Raw genomic sequence first — 18555 nt, 5'->3', positions numbered from 1 at the left:
AGTGTCTGAAAATAACACCGCCCCTAATTGGGGCGGTCAAGATTAAAATAAGCTGTCACTATCATCTAAGTAGATACTGTGAGGGGTGTCCTCTTGTACATACTCTTTCGGTTCCGTTCCTTGGACAAAGTATTCGAACATAGAACTGGAATCTAATTTATTGGTGAGTAGCCCACTGTCGCGATCAATTCTCACGCGAATGATTTTCGGTGGAATGGCTTTGGGTTGGGCCGGTACACCATCGAGAGCGATGCGCATAAATTCTACCCATCCCGGTTGGGCTGTTTTCGCTCCGGCTTCCGCGCCAGTAATATCATCATCAGTATTCGGGTTAGGGGCTGTGCTACCTAAGTTACGACTATGATCATCAAATCCGACCCAAGCCGTTGCGACCATGCCTGGTCCAAAGCCATTATACCAAGCATCTTTCGAGTCGTTAGTTGTTCCTGTTTTTCCGCCCACATCACGACGTCTTAAGGTTTGTGCGCGCCAACCGGTACCATTCCATCCCGTTCCTGCACGCCAATCACCGCCACCCCAGATATTGCTATACATCATTTCACGAACGAGGAAAGCATTCTGTTCGGAAATCACCTGTGGTGCATAATTGACCGTGGCATCTTGCTCATTGAACGGATTATCGGATGAAGATTGACAATCCTGATGACAAACCACTTTGGGGTTAGCTAAAAACTCGACATGGCCAAAACTGTCTTCCACTTTGCTGATGTAGAACGGCTCAACATAATATCCACCGTTAGCAAATACCGAATAGCCTTGAGCCATTTTGACGGGCGTTAAGCTGCCTGCGCCTAGGGCAATGGTCTCAGAGCGAGGTAATTGAGATAACTCAAAACCGAAGCGGGTCAAGAAATGGCGAGTCTCTTCCAAGCCGACTTCTCGCAGTACCCGGACTGCCATGACGTTTTTCGACTGCGCTAGACCAATCCGCAGACGAGTGGGGCCGACGTAAGTCGGGGGCGAGTTTTTAGGACGCCAAGCAATACCTTGGCTTTGATCCCATTGGTTAATCGGAGCATCATTGATTAATGAGGCTAGAGTGAGGCCTTTTTCCAAAGCCGCAGAGTAAATGAACGGCTTGATACTTGACCCCACCTGACGGACCGATTGGGTTGCACGGTTAAAATTACTGTGCACGAAGTTAAAGCCACCAACCAGTGCTAGTATCGCACCATTATCGGGATCCATAGCAACGAACGCCGTATTCGCATTAGGCACTTGACTTAATGTCCAGTGTTCTTGTTCATCACCTATAGCGTGCTGGCGACGAATCCACACTTGTTCACCTACCGCAAGAATATCACTGGCTTTAGTCGGTAAAGGCCCTTGACGATCGTCAGTAATAAATCGCCTTGCCCAGTTCATGTCTTCCCATGCAATGGTTTTTAGCCCGGCATTTTTTACCCAAACCTGAGCCGATTTTTCTTCGACCTTAACGACAATCGAAGGCAGAAGATCACCGTAAGTGGGTTCACTACGTAAGTGAGCGATCATGGTCGGGGTATCCCAAGCCGATTGCCCCGCTTTCCAGAGTACTTTTTCGGCACCACGGTAGCCGTGACGCATGTCGTAAGCGAGGAGATTATCGATAGCGGCTTGGTTTGCGGCTTGTTGTAACTTGGTGTTGACCGTCGTGTAGACATTCATCCCAGAGGTATAGGCCGCTTCTTCACCATAACGTTCGACCATCCATGCGCGCGCAATTTCTGCCACGTAAGGAGCTCGTAGCTCAATTTCTGCGCCATGGAATTTGGAGATTAATGGTTCATTACGAGCCTGATCATACTCTTGTTGCGTGATGTAGTTTTCTGCCAGCATGCGTAATAAGACGACATTGCGACGGTGAGTGGCTCGCTCCACAGAGAAAAGGGGATTCATGGTAGAAGGGGCTTTGGGTAGGCCAGCAATCATCGCTATTTCGCTTAAAGTCAGATCTTTGACTTCTTTACCAAAGTAGGTTTGGGCTGCGGCACCAACACCGTAAGAACGATGACCGAGATAAATTTTATTCAGGTAAAGCTCCAAGATCTCTTCTTTACTCAAGAGCTGCTCAATATGAATGGCAATAAAGATCTCTTTAATTTTACGCATGATTTTCTTCTCATTGGATAAGAAGAAATTACGGGCCAGTTGTTGGGTAATGGTACTTGCCCCTTGAGAGGCACTCCCTGATGCCATGACGGCCACTGCAGCACGAGTAATACCAATCGGGTCAAAGCCGTAGTGTTCGTAAAAACGTGAATCCTCGGTTGCTATCACCGCTTCGAGTAATTCTGGTGGCATTTCATCAAGGCGCAATGGAATGCGTCGTTTTTCACCAAATTGAGCAATCAGTTTACCGTCTTCACTAAACACCTGCATGGGAGTTTGTAGCCGAAAGTCTTTTAATTCAGCGACATCGGGTAGATCTGGCTTTACATAAAAATAGAAGCCAAAGATTGTAGTGACTCCAAGAATAATGCAAATCAATGAAAATATGAGTAAACGCTTTATGAACTTCACCGGAGAATCCCTGTTTAGTAGAGGCTGTCTTAGTACAAACCCCTGTACTCTAGACTAAAACCTCAGCACTTAAAAATAGTGAACGGTTATTTTCTCACAAATAAGTGTGTGAGGCTGAGAATTGTCACTGGAGTTAATGGCATGAGTAAATCATTAGTTATTGGTGTCGATATCGGTCACCACAGCATCAAAGCTGTGGCTCTTAAACCAAATGGCGACAATTATTCGCTACACGGTTGCACAGAAATCGTCATTACTGACGACATTTTCGCCGATAACGACACGTTGAATTATCAGAAAATTGTAAAGAAACTCAAAGAACTAAAAAAGAGTTTGCCGCTATTTAGTCGCAAGGTTGCGATTGCACTGCCTGACACGGCGGTAATTAGTAAAGTATTACAAATAGATAGCGACTTAGACCCTCGTGAAAAAGAGTTTGCTATTTATCAGGCTTTTTCTCATCAATCGCCGTTGCCAATGGAAGAACTGAGCTTAGATTTTGTTCCCTTACCGATTCAAGCGTTCGCTAAAAACCGAACTGCGACCTATCAGGTGTATGCCACCCGAAGAGAAGTCGTCGCGAGTCGATTATCGGCGATTCAACAAGCCGGACTGGAAGCAACCTTACTGGATGTGCAATTACATGGTCTGGCTCAGATTTGGCAGCAGGTGAGTCAGGCTCAACAGCGCTCGAATTGGATGTTGGTCGATGTTGGTTATACCCAAACAACGTTATGTATCGATTTTGCTGATAAAGCGCCGTTTTATAAGGATATTGCTTTAGGTACACGCTGGTTTGAATTGCCGTCTCTGGCGGAAACGATGGCGCGCAGCGATGAACGTAACCAATGGCTATTCAATCGATTATTTGTCGAACGCCTAACCCGTCAACTGCAGTTATTTACTTCCGTTCATGGTCAGCAAAGCCTAGCGGGGATCTGGTTATCTGGTGGCGGGGCGATGATGGATGGGCTAGCAGAAACCATCACCGAGCAGCTTGGATTACCCTGTGAACGGTTCGCGCCATTAGCGACTTTTGTCAACAAAATCACTCAACGTAAGCGGTTAAATGATCAGCCTAAATTCACGACGGCTGCTGGTCTTGCGTTGCGAGGAATAGCATGGTTGGAGAGTGGGCATGTTGCATAGTATCAATTTATTCCCTTGGCGAGAGGCGCAGCGTGCTGATCATAAACGGCGCTTTCTCCAGCTTATGAGTCTTGGTGTCTTAGTCGCTTTGCTCATGCAATGGGGGACCGGCCATTACCTTGATCAGCAACAACAGCACCAACAGGCACGATTAGATTTTTTGAATCAGCATCTTCAGCAACTGGATCAGAGATTACGGGCGCTCAAAATGACCGAAGCTGAGCATCAAGCACTGCAAGCCCGGCTCAGTGTTGTTGAGTCCTTACAGCAAAAGCGCAATAAAACCACACAATTGATGAACTTGATGCCAGAGTTGATTCCTGAAGGGGTTTACGTCGACAAAATTAGTATGAAGGGGGATGCGGTCGAAGTCAGCGGGATTAGCGATAGTACCGCACGCTTAGCCACCATGTTAGATAAATTAGAAAGGTCACCACACTTATCAGCAGTAGGCATGCACTCGATTGTCGCTGGGAATCAGCGTTTTAATAAAGATTTTCAGAGTTTTAAGGTCTCTTTTCATTTTCATACTGCTCAACCAGGATTAGAGGCGTTGATTCGGCAAGGTGAACATCATGGCTAATTTTCGTGATTTAGATATCGATGAATTGCTTGAATGGCCGCTCAACGCACAACTGACGGTGATTGTGTTGGTCATGGTAGTGATTCAAGTCATCGGCTATGGCATGTATTTATCACCTAAACAAGAGGCACTCGAAGGGCTCAATCAGCAAGAGCAGAGTCTTAAATCATTAGTACGCATTAAGGCCAATAAAGTCGCGGCATTACCTCAGTTGCAAACTCAATTGGATGAGTTAGCTGAGCGTTATGATTTTTTATTGCGCCAACTCCCAGCACAGCAAGAGCTGGCCAGTTTGCTTGCTTCCGTCAACGAGCTGGGATTAGAACATGGGTTAACCTTTACTCGAATTGATTGGGGAGAAAAGCAACCGCAGGCATTTTTGTATCGCTTACCATTGAATATTGAACTGACGGGAAGTTACCACAACATTGGCGATTTTTCTCAGGCGATAGCCACGCTACCAAGAATCATCAATGTTGATGATGTGGATTGGCAAAGAGTCAGTCAAGAGAGCAGTACCTTACATTTCAGAGTACGGGCTTACACCTATCAATTTAAAGCGGAGGCAGGCGATGAGAAATAGTACGTCAATCGTGACTGCGCTAGTCACTTTTGTTTCTTTGATCGGCTGTAAAGCCAATCAAGAGTCTCTGGTGGACTACTTAGCGGAAGTGGAAGCTAAGAGTCAACAAGAGGTTGCTCAGCTAACGCCAGTGATTGCGTTTCAAGCTTTTGAATATGCACAGCATGACGCACGCGAGCCTTTTGTTTTACCACGAGAAGCGATTGCCCAAAATCAACCGATCACCAATCGCCATTGCTGGCAGCCTAAATCGAGAGGAAAAACCACTTCACTGGAGCGATATCCGCTAAATCAATTGCAATTGCGTGGTGTGATGCGCCGTGAAAGAGAGGTTTCTGCTTTGATTCAAACACCTGATGGAATGGTGGTTACTCTCCAAGCGGGTCAGTACGTCGGAGTAAATAATGGGCAAGTTATACGCGTGGCCGAGGATCATCTATTGATTAAAGAAACCTTACCAGATGGATTGGGGTGCTGGAATCAGCGTCACGTCACATTGGCTTTGAAATAAACATTTCTGTTTAGAGACTAAATTATGATTAAAGGATTACCTTCAAGTATCGCGGTAGTGCTGCGCTATCTGTGCATCACGCTATGGCTAGGTTTAGCATTGACGACGCAGGCTGCTCTAGCGAGTGATAGCAATCAGTTTAAACACATCGATTTTCGGGTAACCCCCGACAAAGCCGCGGTGATTGTGATTGAGTTAGCGTCGGCATCGAGTGTGGTTGATGTCCAGAAAACGACGCAGGGGTTGAGTATTGAATTATTAAAAACCGATGTGGCTGAGGAACAGCTTTATTTACTTGATGTTCAAGATTTCGCAACCATAGTTGAGAGTGTGGAAGTTTTTCGTCAAACACCAAGCACGTTGTTGTTGGCTAAAATACACGGTCCCTTTCATTATGATTATCAGCTCAAAGGTCGTTACGTTGAAGTGACGATCACGCCGTTAAAAGCCGAGGTTCAAAGTGCGCCAGCCAATCTACTTGAACCATCAGCCAAGCTGATTTCGATTAACTTTCAAGACATTCCGGTACGTAACGTTTTACAACTGATCGCTGATTATAATCAGTTTAACTTAGTGGTATCTGATTCAGTGGTAGGGAATTTAACCCTGCGTTTAGATGGTGTGCCATGGCAGCAAGTGTTGGACATTATTTTGCAGGTGAAAGGGTTGGATAAACGGGTTGAGGGCAATGTGATTTTGGTAGCGCCTAAGGCGGAACTCGATTTACGTGAAAAACAACAGCTGGAAAAAGCCCGTTTAGCAGAAGAGTTGGGAGACTTGCAGTCAGCCATCATCAAAATAAGTTTCGCGAAGGCGTCAGATATCGCTGAGATGATTGGTGGGACGGGAGCGGTGAATATGCTCTCTGAACGAGGTTCAATCAGTATCGATGAACGCACCAATGCCTTATTAATTCGCGAATTGCCGGAAAATATTCATGTGATCCGAGAGATCATTTCGGCGTTAGATATCCCTGTTAAGCAGGTACAAATTGAAGCGCGAATTGTGACCGTGAATGAAGGTAATCTTGATGAACTCGGTATTCGTTGGGGCGTGAGCTCAACACGCGGTAATAATACAGTTGGTGGTTCAATAGAAGGTAACTTAACGGGTATTGGTCTCTATCAACCAGAAGATGGTAGCGAAATGATCAATAACTTCCTTAATGTCAATTTGGGAGCCACAGCAGCGAATGCTTCGAGCATCGCGTTTCAGGTGGCAAAGCTGGGTTCAGGGACACTGCTCGATCTTGAACTTTCAGCGATGCAGCGAGAATCGAAGGCGGAAATTATTTCCAGTCCACGGCTCATCACTACCAATAAAAAGCCAGCTTATATAGAGCAGGGGACAGAGATCCCCTATTTAGAATCGTCTTCCAGCGGTGCGACTACGGTGGCATTTAAGAAAGCGGTACTGAGTTTACAGGTTACCCCGCAGATTACGCCGGATAATCGTTTGGTGCTGGATTTAAGTGTTACCCAAGACCGACCTGGCGATATTGTCAAAACCGGTACCGGAGAAGCGGTAGCGATCCACACGCAACGGATTGGTACTCAAGTTTTAGTCAATAATGGCGAAACCGTGGTACTGGGCGGTATTTTCCAACACAGCATCACTAATACGGTCGATAAAGTGCCATTACTGGGTGATTTACCGTTACTCGGTGCGCTTTTTCGACGTAGCTATCAGCAAATGGGCAAAAGTGAGCTACTGATTTTTGTTACTCCAAAGGTTGTAATTCAGTAACTTAGTGTGATTATTTCCGCTAAAGCAAAATTAAAGTTGCATTAGTGGCACCTTATCTAGATAATTTCGGGTCTTATCACGAATTATCTGTGAGGAATAGGTGCCACAAGCATTCCTATCGTCGACCGCTGTCTGGCGAATCTTGTGGCGATGTCATTGAATTAACGTTGTAAATTACTGCTAAACATGGCCGAAAAACGCAATATTTTTCTTGTTGGCCCGATGGGCGCTGGCAAAAGTACAATTGGTAGACACTTGGCTCAACAACTTCATATGGAGTTTGTTGATTCCGATACTGTCATTGAAGAGCGCACTGGCGCAGATATCGCATGGGTATTTGACGTTGAAGGTGAAGAAGGCTTCCGCAAACGCGAGGAAGCGGTGATCAATGATCTTACTGAGCAACAAGGTATTGTTCTCGCCACTGGTGGTGGCTCAGTGATCAGCAAAGAAAACCGTAACCGCCTTTCTGCTCGAGGCGTGGTTGTCTACTTAGAAACCACTATTGAAAAACAATTAGCACGTACTAACCGTGACAAGAAACGCCCTTTATTACAGACGGATCATCCTCGAGAAGTGCTAGAAGCACTTGCTGATGAGCGTAATCCTTTGTATGAAGAAATTGCGGACATCACAGTACGTACCGACGATCAAAGTGCAAAAGTGGTAGCCAACCAGATCGTAAAAATGCTAGAAGAACACTAACCAGTTCTTTTATTTTGGAGTGCAAACCATGGAACGGATTACGGTCAGCCTAGGTGAGCGTAGCTACCCCATTTCAATTGGTGCCGGATTATTAAATAATCCGGCCCTTCTTCCTCTTTCCGCCCAGCAAAAAGTGGTGGTGATCACCAATCATACGGTTGCGCCACTTTATGCTGAGCGATTACTTGCCGTTCTAAACCAAATCGGCTGTTCATCGGCTCTACTGGAACTTCCAGACGGCGAACAGTACAAAAATCTCGATACCTTCAATACGGTCATGAGCTATCTACTTGAGCATAATTACAGCCGCGATGTGGTGATTATTGCGCTTGGTGGTGGGGTGATTGGTGATCTCGTCGGGTTTGCGTCAGCGTGTTATCAACGCGGTGTCGATTTTATTCAAATCCCAACCACATTATTGGCTCAAGTCGACTCTTCTGTCGGTGGAAAAACCGCGGTGAATCATCCGTTGGGTAAAAATATGATTGGGGCATTTTACCAGCCTCAAGCGGTGATTATTGATACTGACTGCCTAGCGACACTGCCCCCCCGAGAGTTTGCCGCCGGCATGGCTGAAGTGATCAAATATGGCATTATTTATGATCATGATTTCTTTGTGTGGCTTGAAAACCATCTTGAAGACTTGTATGCGTTAGAGGCGTCCGCGCTGTCTTATGCGATTGCTCGTTGCTGCCAGATAAAGGCGGAAGTCGTTGCTCAAGACGAAAAGGAATCCGGAATTCGCGCTTTATTAAATCTAGGTCATACCTTTGGCCATGCCATTGAAGCCGAGTTAGGTTATGGCTGCTGGTTGCATGGTGAAGCCGTAGCGGCAGGCACGATGATGGCCGCAGTAACGGCTAAGTTACAAGGTTTGATCTCAGAGCAGCAGCAACAGCGTATTCATGCCATACTGAAAAAAGCGCGCTTACCTGTGCACACGCCGAGCAGCATGAGTTTTGATGATTTCATTAAACATATGATGCGTGATAAAAAGGTTTTGGCGGGTGAGTTACGCTTAGTGCTCCCAACCGGTATCGGAACGTCTGAAGTGGTAAAAGGGGTTTCGCAAACGGTGATTAAGCAAGCGATAGAAGATTGTCGTAATATATAGTGGTATTCTGCCTACTTGATGTTACAGCGGTGCTGGCCAGACGTTCCCATTCAATCTAAATTAGAATGAGTCTACCTGACCGCTGTATCGTTGATCAGTCAGTTTCGGTATCAGTATCAGACATTAAGCCATTAGGATCGTCGATGAGTGTGGAACATGAACTAGAGTTAGATTCGCAAACTGAACTGTTGGAACGATTACAGTTACTGACGCGTTTTGGTTCCAACCTAGTGAATGTTTTTGGCGGTCTAGGTGCCGGAAAATCTTGGTTAGCGCAACGTTACCTTGAGTATTGGGCGGCGGATAAAAATCAATCCTTACTTTTATGTCATCCTAATCAAAGCGATGAGCAGCATCGTACCACCATTCTTAGCCAAGTGTTATCAGAGCCACTGTTTAATGCCAAAGATGCGTTGCTTGATAGTTTTTCACGTTTGATTGGCGAGCGTACGACATGCGATATTGTTGTGGTGATTGATGATGCGCATTTGTTGTCTGATACGTTACTCTCCGAGTTATGGATGTGGGTGCTTGAAGCTCAGACTAATCCTCGCTGGACCATTAATGTGGTGTTATTTGCGCAAGCTAATCGTCTTGATGCGTTATTAACTCGCTTAACTTATGGTCAAGAACATAAACCGATTGAACTCGAGATCGAGCCATTATCAGAGTATGAGGCCGACCGGTTATTTGAACAGCGAGTCATGCGTTATGTTGATCCAACACTGGAGCGTCAAGCTCGTAGCGCATATAAAAAAGTGAATTATCTTCCGGGGGAGATCATGGCGTTAGTCGATCAAAAGCGTGAGAAGCGCATCATTATTCGCTCGATCATCGGCTCACCGCTGAATATTGGCTTGCTGGTACTATTATTGATGTTATTTATTGGTGGTGGCTACTGGTGGCTATGGTCCCAGCCGTCGCCAAATGAGACATTGCCTGTATTAACTCAACGAGCTGAGCAAACGGCGATTCCGACGTTACCGTCTCAAGAGGACAATGCTCGTTCTTATCAAAACGTCGCTGTGACGTCTTCACAACCGAACCCATCCAATCCGATGGCCGATGATGCCATTGCTTTGCCTCCCAAAGTGGTTGAGAGTTTAGAAGGGGTTGGTATCGCTGATACTGCACATCAGCGAGTGGTGATCACTTCCGATGTGGTAGATGCCTTACTGGATGGTCGTTCGGAATCAGTCGCTGTTGAGGTTAATCGCTATCCTATCACTCAAGGGACGAATGACGATTTGTCGATAGTGGAATCTGCTCCGTCATCAGGATCTATTCGTTTCTCTTTCGCTAGAGAAGAGTTGATGGCGATGTCGCCGCGCAGCTATACCTTACAGTTGGCGGCGGTGAATTCTCTGCAAGAAGTCCAAAACTTTATTGACCGTTATTCACTGACAGAAACGCTATACGTCTACCCAACCGTTCGTGATGAGGTGGATTGGTATATCGTTACTTATGATAACTATCCAACCATCCAGTTAGCTCGTGACGCGGTGGCTACTTTACCGCCTGCGGTACAAGCACTCGGTCCTTGGGCCAAATCACTTAGCCAAGTTCAACGTGAAATTCAACGTGCGAAATAACGCTGAGATTCAGTAGAAAATATGTTACATTCCGCACCCTTATTTTTGGTGATTGATTAGAGCAGTAGATGAAAAAGCAGCGTGCCTTTTTGAAATGGGCTGGGGGAAAGTTTGGCCTAGTCGAAGAGATTCAACGCCATCTGCCACCTGCAAGTCAGTTGGTTGAGCCTTTTGTCGGTGCAGGTTCGATTTTCCTTAATAGCGATTTTGAACATTATTTGTTGGCGGATATTAATCCGGATTTAATCAATTTATACAATTTATTAAAACATCAGCCGCAAGAGTATATTCGCGAAGCCAAGCGTTGGTTTACACCAGAAAATAATCGTAAAGAAGCCTATTTAGACGTACGTAAACAGTTTAATGACTGCGATGATGTGATGTATCGTTCGTTGGCTTTTCTGTATATGAATCGTTTTGGGTTTAATGGTTTATGCCGTTATAACAAAAAAGGTGGATTTAACGTGCCGTTTGGCTCGTACAAAAAACCGTATTTTCCTGAAGCCGAGCTAGAGTTTTTTGCACAGAAAGCGCAGCGTGCCACGTTTATTTGCGCAAGTTACCAACAAACTTTTCATCAAGCCATGGCATCCAGTGCTATTTACTGTGATCCTCCTTATGCGCCGTTGTCGAATACCGCGAATTTTACGGCTTATGCAGGGAATGGATTTAGTCTTGATGACCAAGCGGCTTTAGCCGATTTGGCTGAGAAAACCGCCCAAGAGCGGGGTATTCCGGTCCTTATTTCCAATCATGATACGATTTTAACTCGTCGCCTTTACCATGGTGCGCAACTGAATGTGGTTAAAGTTAAGCGCACGATCAGTCGTAATGGTGCTGGGCGGAATAAAGTCGATGAGTTATTGGCCTTATTTACACCTTAGTCAATAAAGTAATTCTCACTCTCTGAGGGAGTGAACGTCGCTTCCGGTTAGGATCTTTGCCACCCCTAGGTTAGAATACTGGGCATATTTTGTTTGCTATGTTCTATCACCGAAGAGGTCAGGTATGAAAGATTTTCTTATTGCTCCATCCATTCTCTCTGCAGATTTTGCGCGCCTTGGCGACGATGTTGATAAAGTGCTTGCCGCTGGAGCGGATGTGATTCACTTTGATGTGATGGATAATCATTACGTACCTAATCTGACCTTTGGTGCGCCAATTTGTAAAGCGCTACGTGATTATGGTATTACCGCGCCAATCGATGTGCATCTTATGGTTGAGCCGGTTGATCGAATTATTCCTGATTTTGCTAACGCTGGCGCATCAATGATCACCTTTCATGTGGAAGCCTCGAAGCATGTTGATCGCACCTTGCAACTGATCAAAGAGCATGGTTGTCAGGCTGGAGTGGTGCTGAATCCAGCCACGCCGCTCAGTCACCTCGATTACATTATGGACAAAGTCGATTTGATTCTCCTAATGTCGGTCAATCCAGGTTTTGGAGGCCAGTCCTTTATTCCGCACACGTTAGATAAGCTACGTGCGGTACGTGAGCGTATTACGCAAAGTGGTCGCTCCATTCGTTTAGAAATAGACGGGGGCGTAAAGGTCGAGAATATCCGTGAAATCGCCCAAGCTGGCGCGGATATGTTTGTTGCCGGGTCGGCAATTTTTGGCGAGCCAGATTATAAAGCGGTGATTGATGCTATGCGTAGTGAACTGGCTGGTGTTGAACGTCGTAATTAATAAGATAGTTATTATTCCTTACCGCTGAGCGCCGATGACGTCCATCGGCAAGCGACTGTGATTCGTCGGTAGGGAGAGCACAAATAGGACAGAGTTTTGCAATCAATAAAATTAATCGCGTTTGATCTCGATGGGACACTGCTTGATAGTGTGCCAGATCTTGCTGTTGCTGCTGATCAAGCGGTGCGCGCTTTGGGCTATCCTGGGGTAACGGAATCTCAGGTACGTGACTATGTCGGTAATGGTGCCGATGTGTTAATCGGTCGCTGTTTAAGTCAAAGTCTCAATATCGACCCTGAGCTGAATAATGATACTCATCAACAAGCGCGTTTGTTATTTGATGAGTATTATGCGCAAACGGGCCACCAATTGAGCCACCTCTATCCGAATGTAAAGCATACCTTGGCGGAACTGCATCGCGCGGGGTTTATCTTAGCGTTGGTGACCAATAAGCCGAGTAAATTTGTGCCTGATGTTCTTGCTCAACATGGTTTAGCTGAGCTATTTAGTGATGTGATTGGTGGCGATACCTTTAGCCATAAAAAGCCCGATCCTATGGCCCTTAATTGGTTGCTCGAAAAGCACCACTTGAAGGCAGAGCAAATGTTGATGGTCGGTGATTCGAAAAACGACATTTTAGCGGCCCAAAATGCGGGCTGTGCTTCATTTGGCTTAACCTATGGTTATAACCACGGTGAGCCAATTGCCAATGCCAAGCCTGATGTGGTGGCGGATGATATCGTTCAACTCCTCGATGTTGTTATGGTTTGCGCGTAAAAATTATCACTTGCCTCTGGTAAAATACTCATCAATGAGTACACTGCTAAACTGCGCCTATTCACTGTAAGCGCAGTTTTTTATTGGTTTTATACCCTTCCTACTTGAAGCTATTGCGGTGTTGGCGACGTTCGTTCACCCCAAGCATAGAACTTATCTATGCTCGTGGGCTAGGTTCATTTGCTGCCGATTAGTCATGCTCAGTGGTGTGGGTATCGCCTTCCCTTATTTTGAATCACAAGGAAATTATACTCATGAGCAAACCCATCGTATTGAGTGGTGTTCAACCATCTGGTGAACTCAGCATTGGTAACTATTTGGGTGCTCTGCGTCAATGGCAACAGATGCAAGATGATTATGATTGTCAGTACTGTGTGGTTGATTTACATGCGATTACCGTACGTCAAGATCCAAAGGCGTTATATGAAGCGACACTCGATGCGTTATCCATCTGTTTTGCCGTTGGTGTCGATCCGCAAAAAAGCACCTTGTTTGTCCAATCTCATGTGCCTGAACATACTCAACTTGGCTGGATACTTAATTGTTATACCCAAATGGGTGAACTCAGTCGCATGACTCAGTTTAAAGACAAATCGGCTCGTTATGCCAATGATGTCAATGCCGGACTATTTGGTTATCCAGTATTGATGGCGGCCGATATCTTGCTCTATGGCGCGCATCAAGTTCCCGTGGGCAGCGATCAAAAACAGCACCTAGAACTCGCGCGTGATATCGCGACACGTTTTAACAATATTTACAGTCCAGAACAACCGATCTTCACCATTCCTGAACCGTATATTCCGCAGGTCAATGCACGAGTCATGAGCCTGCAAGATGCGACTAAGAAAATGTCAAAATCGGACGATAATCGTAAAAATGTGATTACGTTATTGGAAGATCCCAAGTCGATTATCAAGAAGATCAATAAAGCGCAAACGGATACCGAAACACCACCGCGTATCGCCTTTGATACTGAGCAAAAAGCTGGTATCTCGAATTTAATGAGCCTATATTCAGCGGCCACAGGCAAAACCTTTGCTGAGATTGAAGCGCAATACCAAGGCGTTGAAATGTACGGTCCTTTTAAAAAGGATGTCGGAGAGGCATTAGTCGCGATGCTTGCTCCGGTACAAGCGGAGTACCATCGTATTCGCGATGACAGAGCCTATCTGGATGCGGTCATGAAAGCCGGGGCCGAAAAAGCCTCCGCTCGCGCTGCTCTCACACTGAAAAACGTTCAGCAAGCGGTTGGATTTGTGCCTCGTCCATAAGCTCCCCCTTGATTCTACGACACTGAATAAGCCCAAAGCGAATGACTCACTTTGGGCTTATTTGTCTGCTAGCGACTACAAGATGAATCAACACGGTCTACACTTAGTGGGAGTAGTACAGTAAGGGGATCGCGATGAAATGGTGGTTATTGTGTGGATTGCTGATCATCAGCAATGGATTAGCTGCGAGCCCTTTACGGGTTTGTGTAGGTAATATGAATGTATGGCCACCTTTTACTTATTGGCAAGGCGCTACCGATGAAGAAAAAGCTCAATCATTAACCGGATCAGCCACGACATTGGTATTACAATCCCTTGAACACTTAAACGTGGATTATCAGCTTTTGTTTATGCCGTGGGCGAGGGTACAGCATGAGCTAGCTCAGGCGAATGGACGCTGTGATTTGACGTGGAATGCCAGCTATCGTCATGACAGAGCGGAATACAGCTACTTTTCAGTCACCCTGTATCGTATTCAACTCGGTTATTTTACTCTCGCTGATTCGAATAATCTCCTCAGTCATCATCAAGGTTCTGGCGTATTGTGTGGTGTACACGGTTTTAATTATCAAGACTTTGGCCTATCTCGCGAGCCATCGTTGCGTTTAAACACCGTCCAACAAGCGTTAGATATGTTACAAAAGCAGCGCTGTGATTGGTTTCTAAGTGAAATTGAGCCAATTTATGGTGGTATTCAGCTTGGTCTTTATCAGCTTGAACGGCCAATTACACCTCATTTATTGGGTAGAGATAAGCAGTTTCATGTGCAAATCCGTCGTGATTTACCGGAGGCATTATTCCTACTCAATGGTATTAACCAATATTTACTCGATGCCCAGCAAAGTGGACATGCACAAGCTGTATTTGATCGTTTTTTATTGTTCAATGCGGCGGAACATCAAGACCCTTAATGTCGATGACTCTTATTCGACTCAAGTAAAGCACTTGCCTTTCTACAACGGTGCTGCACAATATCGCCTTCTGTTTCTTCAACTGACTGGCACGGCTGATATTATGTTGCTTCTCATCGATAACTACGATTCTTTTACCTACAACTTATATCAATATTTCTGTGAATTAGGGAAAGAGGTCAAAGTCGTACGTAATGATCAGATAGACATCAAGGGGATTGAAGCCCTTAATCCGAGCCATTTAGTGATTTCCCCCGGACCTTGTACGCCGAATGAAGCGGGGATTTCTCTCCAAGCGATCACTCATTTTGCCGAGAAGCTACCGATATTAGGGGTATGCCTTGGTCATCAGGCGATCGCGCAAGTGTTTGGTGGACACGTGGTGCGCGCCAGACAAGTCATGCACGGTAAAACATCACTGATTAAGCACAATGGACGCAGTGTGTTCGTTGGCTTAAACAATCCCTTGACGGTCACCCGCTACCACTCATTAGTGGTTGCAAAGCACTCGCTACCGGCATGTTTTGAACTCACGGCATGGACAGAATTAGACGATGGTTCTGTCGATGAAATTATGGGTTATCAACATCGAACGTTACCGATTGATGCGGTGCAGTTTCATCCCGAATCGATTAAAACCGAGCAAGGGCATCAGCTACTGGCTAATTTCTTAAATCGTTAAGCCAACCATTACCGATCTTGATCACTTTTCTTAACATTTCTTTCGTCTAAATGGCGCTTGATCGTGATGTGCGATTTTATGCGCCTTTATAGTCTCTCTCCTTGGTGAATCCCTTGCCTTACAATGGCTATCTATTCTATTTTGCATGCGAAGGTAAAAAATACTTCATAAAAGACAGTCGTTAGTGCATAAATAATCAGAGGCGATATCGAGTACACTAGTATTGATGTCGTGAAAAGAATATTTCGCTATTGAATTGGTTAATATTTTGTAAATACAATGCCGTATTAGTGATAATGCCATACAAAATCTTACGCTAAGGTTTTGTCGCCAAATGGCAGAGCAACTTGGCATGCGGTATAAGAAGGAATGGGTAATGACAATGGAAAAACAGATACAACGTGGTTTATTTGATGAGGTGATGGTGCCTTGTTATAACCCGATGGCGTTCATCCCAGTAAAAGGACAAGGCTCCCGAGTTTGGGATCAGCAGGGACGAGAGTACATCGATTTTGCTGGTGGTATTGCAGTCAGTTGCTTAGGACACTGCCATCCGGCCATGGTTAATGCATTAACCGAGCAAGCCAATAAATTGTGGCATTTGAGTAATGTGATGACTAATGAGCCAGCATTACAACTTGCTAATAAATTGATTGAACTGAGTTTTGCTGACAAAGTCTTTTTTGCCAACTCAGGCGCTGAAGCCAATGAAGCGGCACTGAAATTAGCTCGTCGTTATGCGGCTGACGTTTATGGTCCAGAGAAAACGGAAATCATTGCCTTTAAACAAGGCTTCCATGGCCGAACCTTCTTCACTGTCACGGTAGGTGGACAAGCGGCTTACTCTGACGGTTTTGGACCGAAACCCGGCGATATTACTCACCTGCCTTATAACGATATTGATGCTTTGCAAGCGCATATGTCGGATCGCACCTGCGCGATCATGATGGAACCCCTACAAGGCGAAGGCGGTATTATTTCGCCAACGCCAGAATTTGTTCAGGCGGTGCGTGAACTGTGCGATAAGCATAACGCGCTACTGATTTTTGATGAAGTTCAAACTGGTAATGGGCGTACGGGGCACTTTTATGCTTACCAAGGTTTAGGTGTCACGCCAGATATCTTAAGTACGGCGAAATCATTAGGTGGCGGCTTCCCGATTGGTGCGATGTTAACCACTAATAAGCTTGCCGAGCATATGAAAGTCGGTACCCACGGTTCAACGTATGGCGGTAACCCTTTAGCGTGCGCTGTTGGTCTGGCCGTCGTTGATATTGTTAGTCAACCAGAAACCTTAGCGGGTGTGAAGCAACGTGAAGCTTGGTTTCGCGAGGGATTAACCAAAATTAATGATAAGTACCATGTGTTTTCTGAAATCCGTGGTCAAGGTTTACTGCTTGGCGCGGCACTCAATGAGCAGTGGCAAGGCCGTTCTCGAGACATTTTATTAGCGGCTGGAGAGCATGGATTAATGCTGTTGGTGGCGGGACCGAACGTGATCCGTATGACGCCTTCATTATTGATCACTCAACAAGAAATCGAACAAGGATTGGCTAAACTCGAGCAAGCGATCGCAACACTCGTGTAGTCTTTCTGCTATTCACACCCACCATGGATAGCGGTGGGTGTTTGCTGTCTTCGCTAGGCCAAGCTGGCCTAGTGCTATGCATCTGGAGGGAATATTGATGCTAGTTATTCGCCCTATTGCAACGTCTGACTATCCGGCACTTCATGACTGTGCCATTGAATCGGGTCATGGCTTTACGTCACTGCCCGTTAATCAAGAATTACTCACCAATCGTATTGAACACTCAGAATACAGCTTTGCTAAACCGTCCGTAACGCAACCAGGGGATGAAGGTTATTTAATGGTCGGTGTAGACAGTGTAACCGGAGAGGTGGCTGGTACGACGGGGATCGAAGCGGCGGTTGGTTGGGATCGTCCTTTTTATTCTTATCATATTAGTACGATTGTCCATGCCTCACATAAGCTTGGGGTCAACAATGTCGTTAAATTACTCACCTTTGGTAACAACTACACCGGATGCTCAGAGATTTGCAGCTTATTTTTGCGAGAGCACTTTCGCCAAGGTTTGAATGGCCGCTTAATGTCAAAGAGTCGTTTTTTAATGATGGCGGAGCATCCAGAACGTTTCTCTAAAACCATCTTTGCTGAGATGCGAGGCGTCTCTGATGCGGATGGTAATTCTCCCTTTTGGCAGTGGCTGCAAGAGCACTTCTTTTCAATCGACTTTACCTTGGCTGACTATTTAACTGGGATCGGTAAAAAAGGTTTTATTGCCGACTTAATGCCCAAGTTGCCGATTTATATCAATTTACTCAGTCCTGAAGCCCAAGCGGTGATTGGCCAAGTGCACGAGAATACTCGTCCAGCCCTCAAGTTATTGGAAGACGAAGGATTTACTTGCCGTAATTACGTCGATATTTTTGATGCCGGCCCAGCCGTAGAATGTGATGTCCGTAATATTGAATCGGTGCGTAATTCTGTTCGTGCTAGGGTTGAAGTCGCGCGTCATTCCAGCACCCAACAATATTTGATGTGTAATACCTCATTTACTCATTTTCGTGCTACCGCCGAAAAAGCGGCCTACAACCGTGAGCGAGAAACGGTGTTGATTACTCCCGAAGTGGCTCAAGCATTAAACGTTGACCAAGGGGATTGGTTGCGAATTTTGGCTCAATAGTTTTTAGATAAGGA

The 18555-nt window shown here is 45.6% G+C and carries 16 protein-coding genes and 2 pseudogenes; 17 read left to right on the top strand and 1 reads right to left on the bottom strand.

Annotated elements, in window-relative coordinates; all coding sequences use genetic code 11:
• Nucleotides 1–42: 42 nt before the first annotated feature.
• Entirely contained in the window at nucleotides 43–2523 is a 2481-nt protein-coding gene (locus tag CAG60_RS11165) for a PBP1A family penicillin-binding protein (protein ID WP_161438953.1), read from the bottom strand.
• 141 nt (nucleotides 2524–2664) lie between these two features.
• Between CAG60_RS11165 and pilM the strand changes: the two genes are divergently transcribed.
• From pilM to astA, 17 genes and pseudogenes are all read left to right on the top strand, one after another.
• Nucleotides 2665–3672, top strand: a complete 1008-nt coding sequence (gene pilM / locus CAG60_RS11160) for a type IV pilus assembly protein PilM (RefSeq protein ID WP_154169995.1) — start codon at nucleotides 2665–2667, stop codon at nucleotides 3670–3672.
• Nucleotides 3662–4255 (top strand): PilN domain-containing protein, encoded by a 594-nt coding sequence (locus CAG60_RS11155; RefSeq protein ID WP_161426721.1) that lies wholly within the window; start codon nucleotides 3662–3664, stop codon nucleotides 4253–4255. Before pilM ends, CAG60_RS11155 begins: the two co-directional genes overlap by 11 nt.
• Nucleotides 4248–4838 carry a type 4a pilus biogenesis protein PilO gene (locus tag CAG60_RS11150; protein ID WP_154169997.1) on the top strand — a complete coding sequence of 197 codons (591 nt, stop codon included), beginning with the start codon at nucleotides 4248–4250 and terminating at the stop codon, nucleotides 4836–4838. The genes CAG60_RS11155 and CAG60_RS11150 overlap by 8 nt, the downstream gene beginning before the upstream one ends.
• Nucleotides 4828–5349, top strand: coding sequence for a pilus assembly protein PilP (locus tag CAG60_RS11145; RefSeq protein WP_040903953.1), 522 nt, complete (start codon nucleotides 4828–4830; stop codon nucleotides 5347–5349). Before CAG60_RS11150 ends, CAG60_RS11145 begins: the two co-directional genes overlap by 11 nt.
• A 24-nt stretch (nucleotides 5350–5373) precedes the next feature.
• Nucleotides 5374–7095 carry a type IV pilus secretin PilQ gene (locus tag CAG60_RS11140; protein ID WP_158144635.1) on the top strand — a complete coding sequence of 574 codons (1722 nt, stop codon included), beginning with the start codon at nucleotides 5374–5376 and terminating at the stop codon, nucleotides 7093–7095.
• A 186-nt stretch (nucleotides 7096–7281) separates the two neighbouring features.
• Complete coding sequence (gene aroK, locus CAG60_RS11135; protein ID WP_040903956.1) at nucleotides 7282–7800, top strand: shikimate kinase AroK; 519 nt, start codon at nucleotides 7282–7284, stop codon at nucleotides 7798–7800.
• Between the two features lie 28 nt (nucleotides 7801–7828).
• A complete protein-coding gene (gene aroB, locus CAG60_RS11130) occupies nucleotides 7829–8914 on the top strand; it encodes a 3-dehydroquinate synthase (RefSeq protein ID WP_004394485.1) in 1086 nt (361 codons plus the stop codon).
• A gap of 65 nt (nucleotides 8915–8979) precedes the next feature.
• Nucleotides 8980–9453: pseudogene (locus CAG60_RS16870) on the top strand (AAA family ATPase); the annotation flags it as partial.
• A 528-nt stretch (nucleotides 9454–9981) separates the two neighbouring features.
• Nucleotides 9982–10506, top strand: a pseudogene (locus tag CAG60_RS16865) (SPOR domain-containing protein); the annotation flags it as partial.
• Between the two features lie 68 nt (nucleotides 10507–10574).
• A complete protein-coding gene (locus CAG60_RS11120; protein ID WP_004394487.1) occupies nucleotides 10575–11390 on the top strand; it encodes a Dam family site-specific DNA-(adenine-N6)-methyltransferase in 816 nt (271 codons plus the stop codon).
• A gap of 124 nt (nucleotides 11391–11514) precedes the next feature.
• A complete protein-coding gene (rpe, locus tag CAG60_RS11115) occupies nucleotides 11515–12195 on the top strand; it encodes a ribulose-phosphate 3-epimerase (protein ID WP_004394488.1) in 681 nt (226 codons plus the stop codon).
• A 96-nt stretch (nucleotides 12196–12291) separates the two neighbouring features.
• A complete protein-coding gene (locus CAG60_RS11110) occupies nucleotides 12292–12972 on the top strand; it encodes a phosphoglycolate phosphatase (RefSeq protein ID WP_004394489.1) in 681 nt (226 codons plus the stop codon).
• 254 nt (nucleotides 12973–13226) lie between these two features.
• Complete coding sequence (gene trpS, locus CAG60_RS11105; protein ID WP_161438952.1) at nucleotides 13227–14243, top strand: tryptophan--tRNA ligase; 1017 nt, start codon at nucleotides 13227–13229, stop codon at nucleotides 14241–14243.
• Between the two features lie 134 nt (nucleotides 14244–14377).
• Complete coding sequence (locus CAG60_RS11100; RefSeq protein ID WP_161438951.1) at nucleotides 14378–15154, top strand: substrate-binding periplasmic protein; 777 nt, start codon at nucleotides 14378–14380, stop codon at nucleotides 15152–15154.
• 103 nt (nucleotides 15155–15257) lie between these two features.
• Nucleotides 15258–15836: an aminodeoxychorismate/anthranilate synthase component II gene (locus CAG60_RS11095; RefSeq protein ID WP_158139079.1), complete on the top strand. Its 579-nt coding sequence runs from the start codon at nucleotides 15258–15260 to the stop codon at nucleotides 15834–15836.
• Nucleotides 15837–16212: 376 nt separating this feature from the next.
• The gene (locus CAG60_RS11090; protein WP_004394493.1) at nucleotides 16213–17424 is read left to right on the top strand and encodes an aspartate aminotransferase family protein; all 1212 of its coding nucleotides are present in this window, start codon (nucleotides 16213–16215) and stop codon (nucleotides 17422–17424) included.
• Nucleotides 17425–17521: 97 nt separating this feature from the next.
• Nucleotides 17522–18541 carry an arginine N-succinyltransferase gene (gene astA, locus CAG60_RS11085; protein WP_040903963.1) on the top strand — a complete coding sequence of 340 codons (1020 nt, stop codon included), beginning with the start codon at nucleotides 17522–17524 and terminating at the stop codon, nucleotides 18539–18541.
• Nucleotides 18542–18555 lie beyond the last annotated feature (14 nt).

It is taken from the genome of Vibrio sp. V33_P6A3T137, assembly GCF_009904835.1.
Taxonomy (GTDB): domain Bacteria; phylum Pseudomonadota; class Gammaproteobacteria; order Enterobacterales; family Vibrionaceae; genus Vibrio; species Vibrio metschnikovii.
This window is presented reverse-complemented; position numbering and strand designations above follow the sequence as displayed.

Excerpts from the sequence above, each read along its gene's own strand:
- pilM (WP_154169995.1), top strand. The coding sequence starts at position 2,665 with ATGAGTAAATCATTAGTTATTGGTGTCGATATCGGTCACCACAGCATC.
- CAG60_RS11155 (WP_161426721.1), top strand. The coding sequence starts at position 3,662 with ATGTTGCATAGTATCAATTTATTCCCTTGGCGAGAGGCGCAGCGTGCT.
- CAG60_RS11150 (WP_154169997.1), top strand. The coding sequence starts at position 4,248 with ATGGCTAATTTTCGTGATTTAGATATCGATGAATTGCTTGAATGGCCG.
- CAG60_RS11145 (WP_040903953.1), top strand. The coding sequence starts at position 4,828 with ATGAGAAATAGTACGTCAATCGTGACTGCGCTAGTCACTTTTGTTTCT.
- CAG60_RS11140 (WP_158144635.1), top strand. The coding sequence starts at position 5,374 with ATGATTAAAGGATTACCTTCAAGTATCGCGGTAGTGCTGCGCTATCTG.
- aroK (WP_040903956.1), top strand. The coding sequence starts at position 7,282 with ATGGCCGAAAAACGCAATATTTTTCTTGTTGGCCCGATGGGCGCTGGC.
- aroB (WP_004394485.1), top strand. The coding sequence starts at position 7,829 with ATGGAACGGATTACGGTCAGCCTAGGTGAGCGTAGCTACCCCATTTCA.
- CAG60_RS11120 (WP_004394487.1), top strand. The coding sequence starts at position 10,575 with ATGAAAAAGCAGCGTGCCTTTTTGAAATGGGCTGGGGGAAAGTTTGGC.
- rpe (WP_004394488.1), top strand. The coding sequence starts at position 11,515 with ATGAAAGATTTTCTTATTGCTCCATCCATTCTCTCTGCAGATTTTGCG.
- trpS (WP_161438952.1), top strand. The coding sequence starts at position 13,227 with ATGAGCAAACCCATCGTATTGAGTGGTGTTCAACCATCTGGTGAACTC.
- CAG60_RS11100 (WP_161438951.1), top strand. The coding sequence starts at position 14,378 with ATGAAATGGTGGTTATTGTGTGGATTGCTGATCATCAGCAATGGATTA.
- CAG60_RS11095 (WP_158139079.1), top strand. The coding sequence starts at position 15,258 with ATGTTGCTTCTCATCGATAACTACGATTCTTTTACCTACAACTTATAT.
- CAG60_RS11090 (WP_004394493.1), top strand. The coding sequence starts at position 16,213 with ATGACAATGGAAAAACAGATACAACGTGGTTTATTTGATGAGGTGATG.
- astA (WP_040903963.1), top strand. The coding sequence starts at position 17,522 with ATGCTAGTTATTCGCCCTATTGCAACGTCTGACTATCCGGCACTTCAT.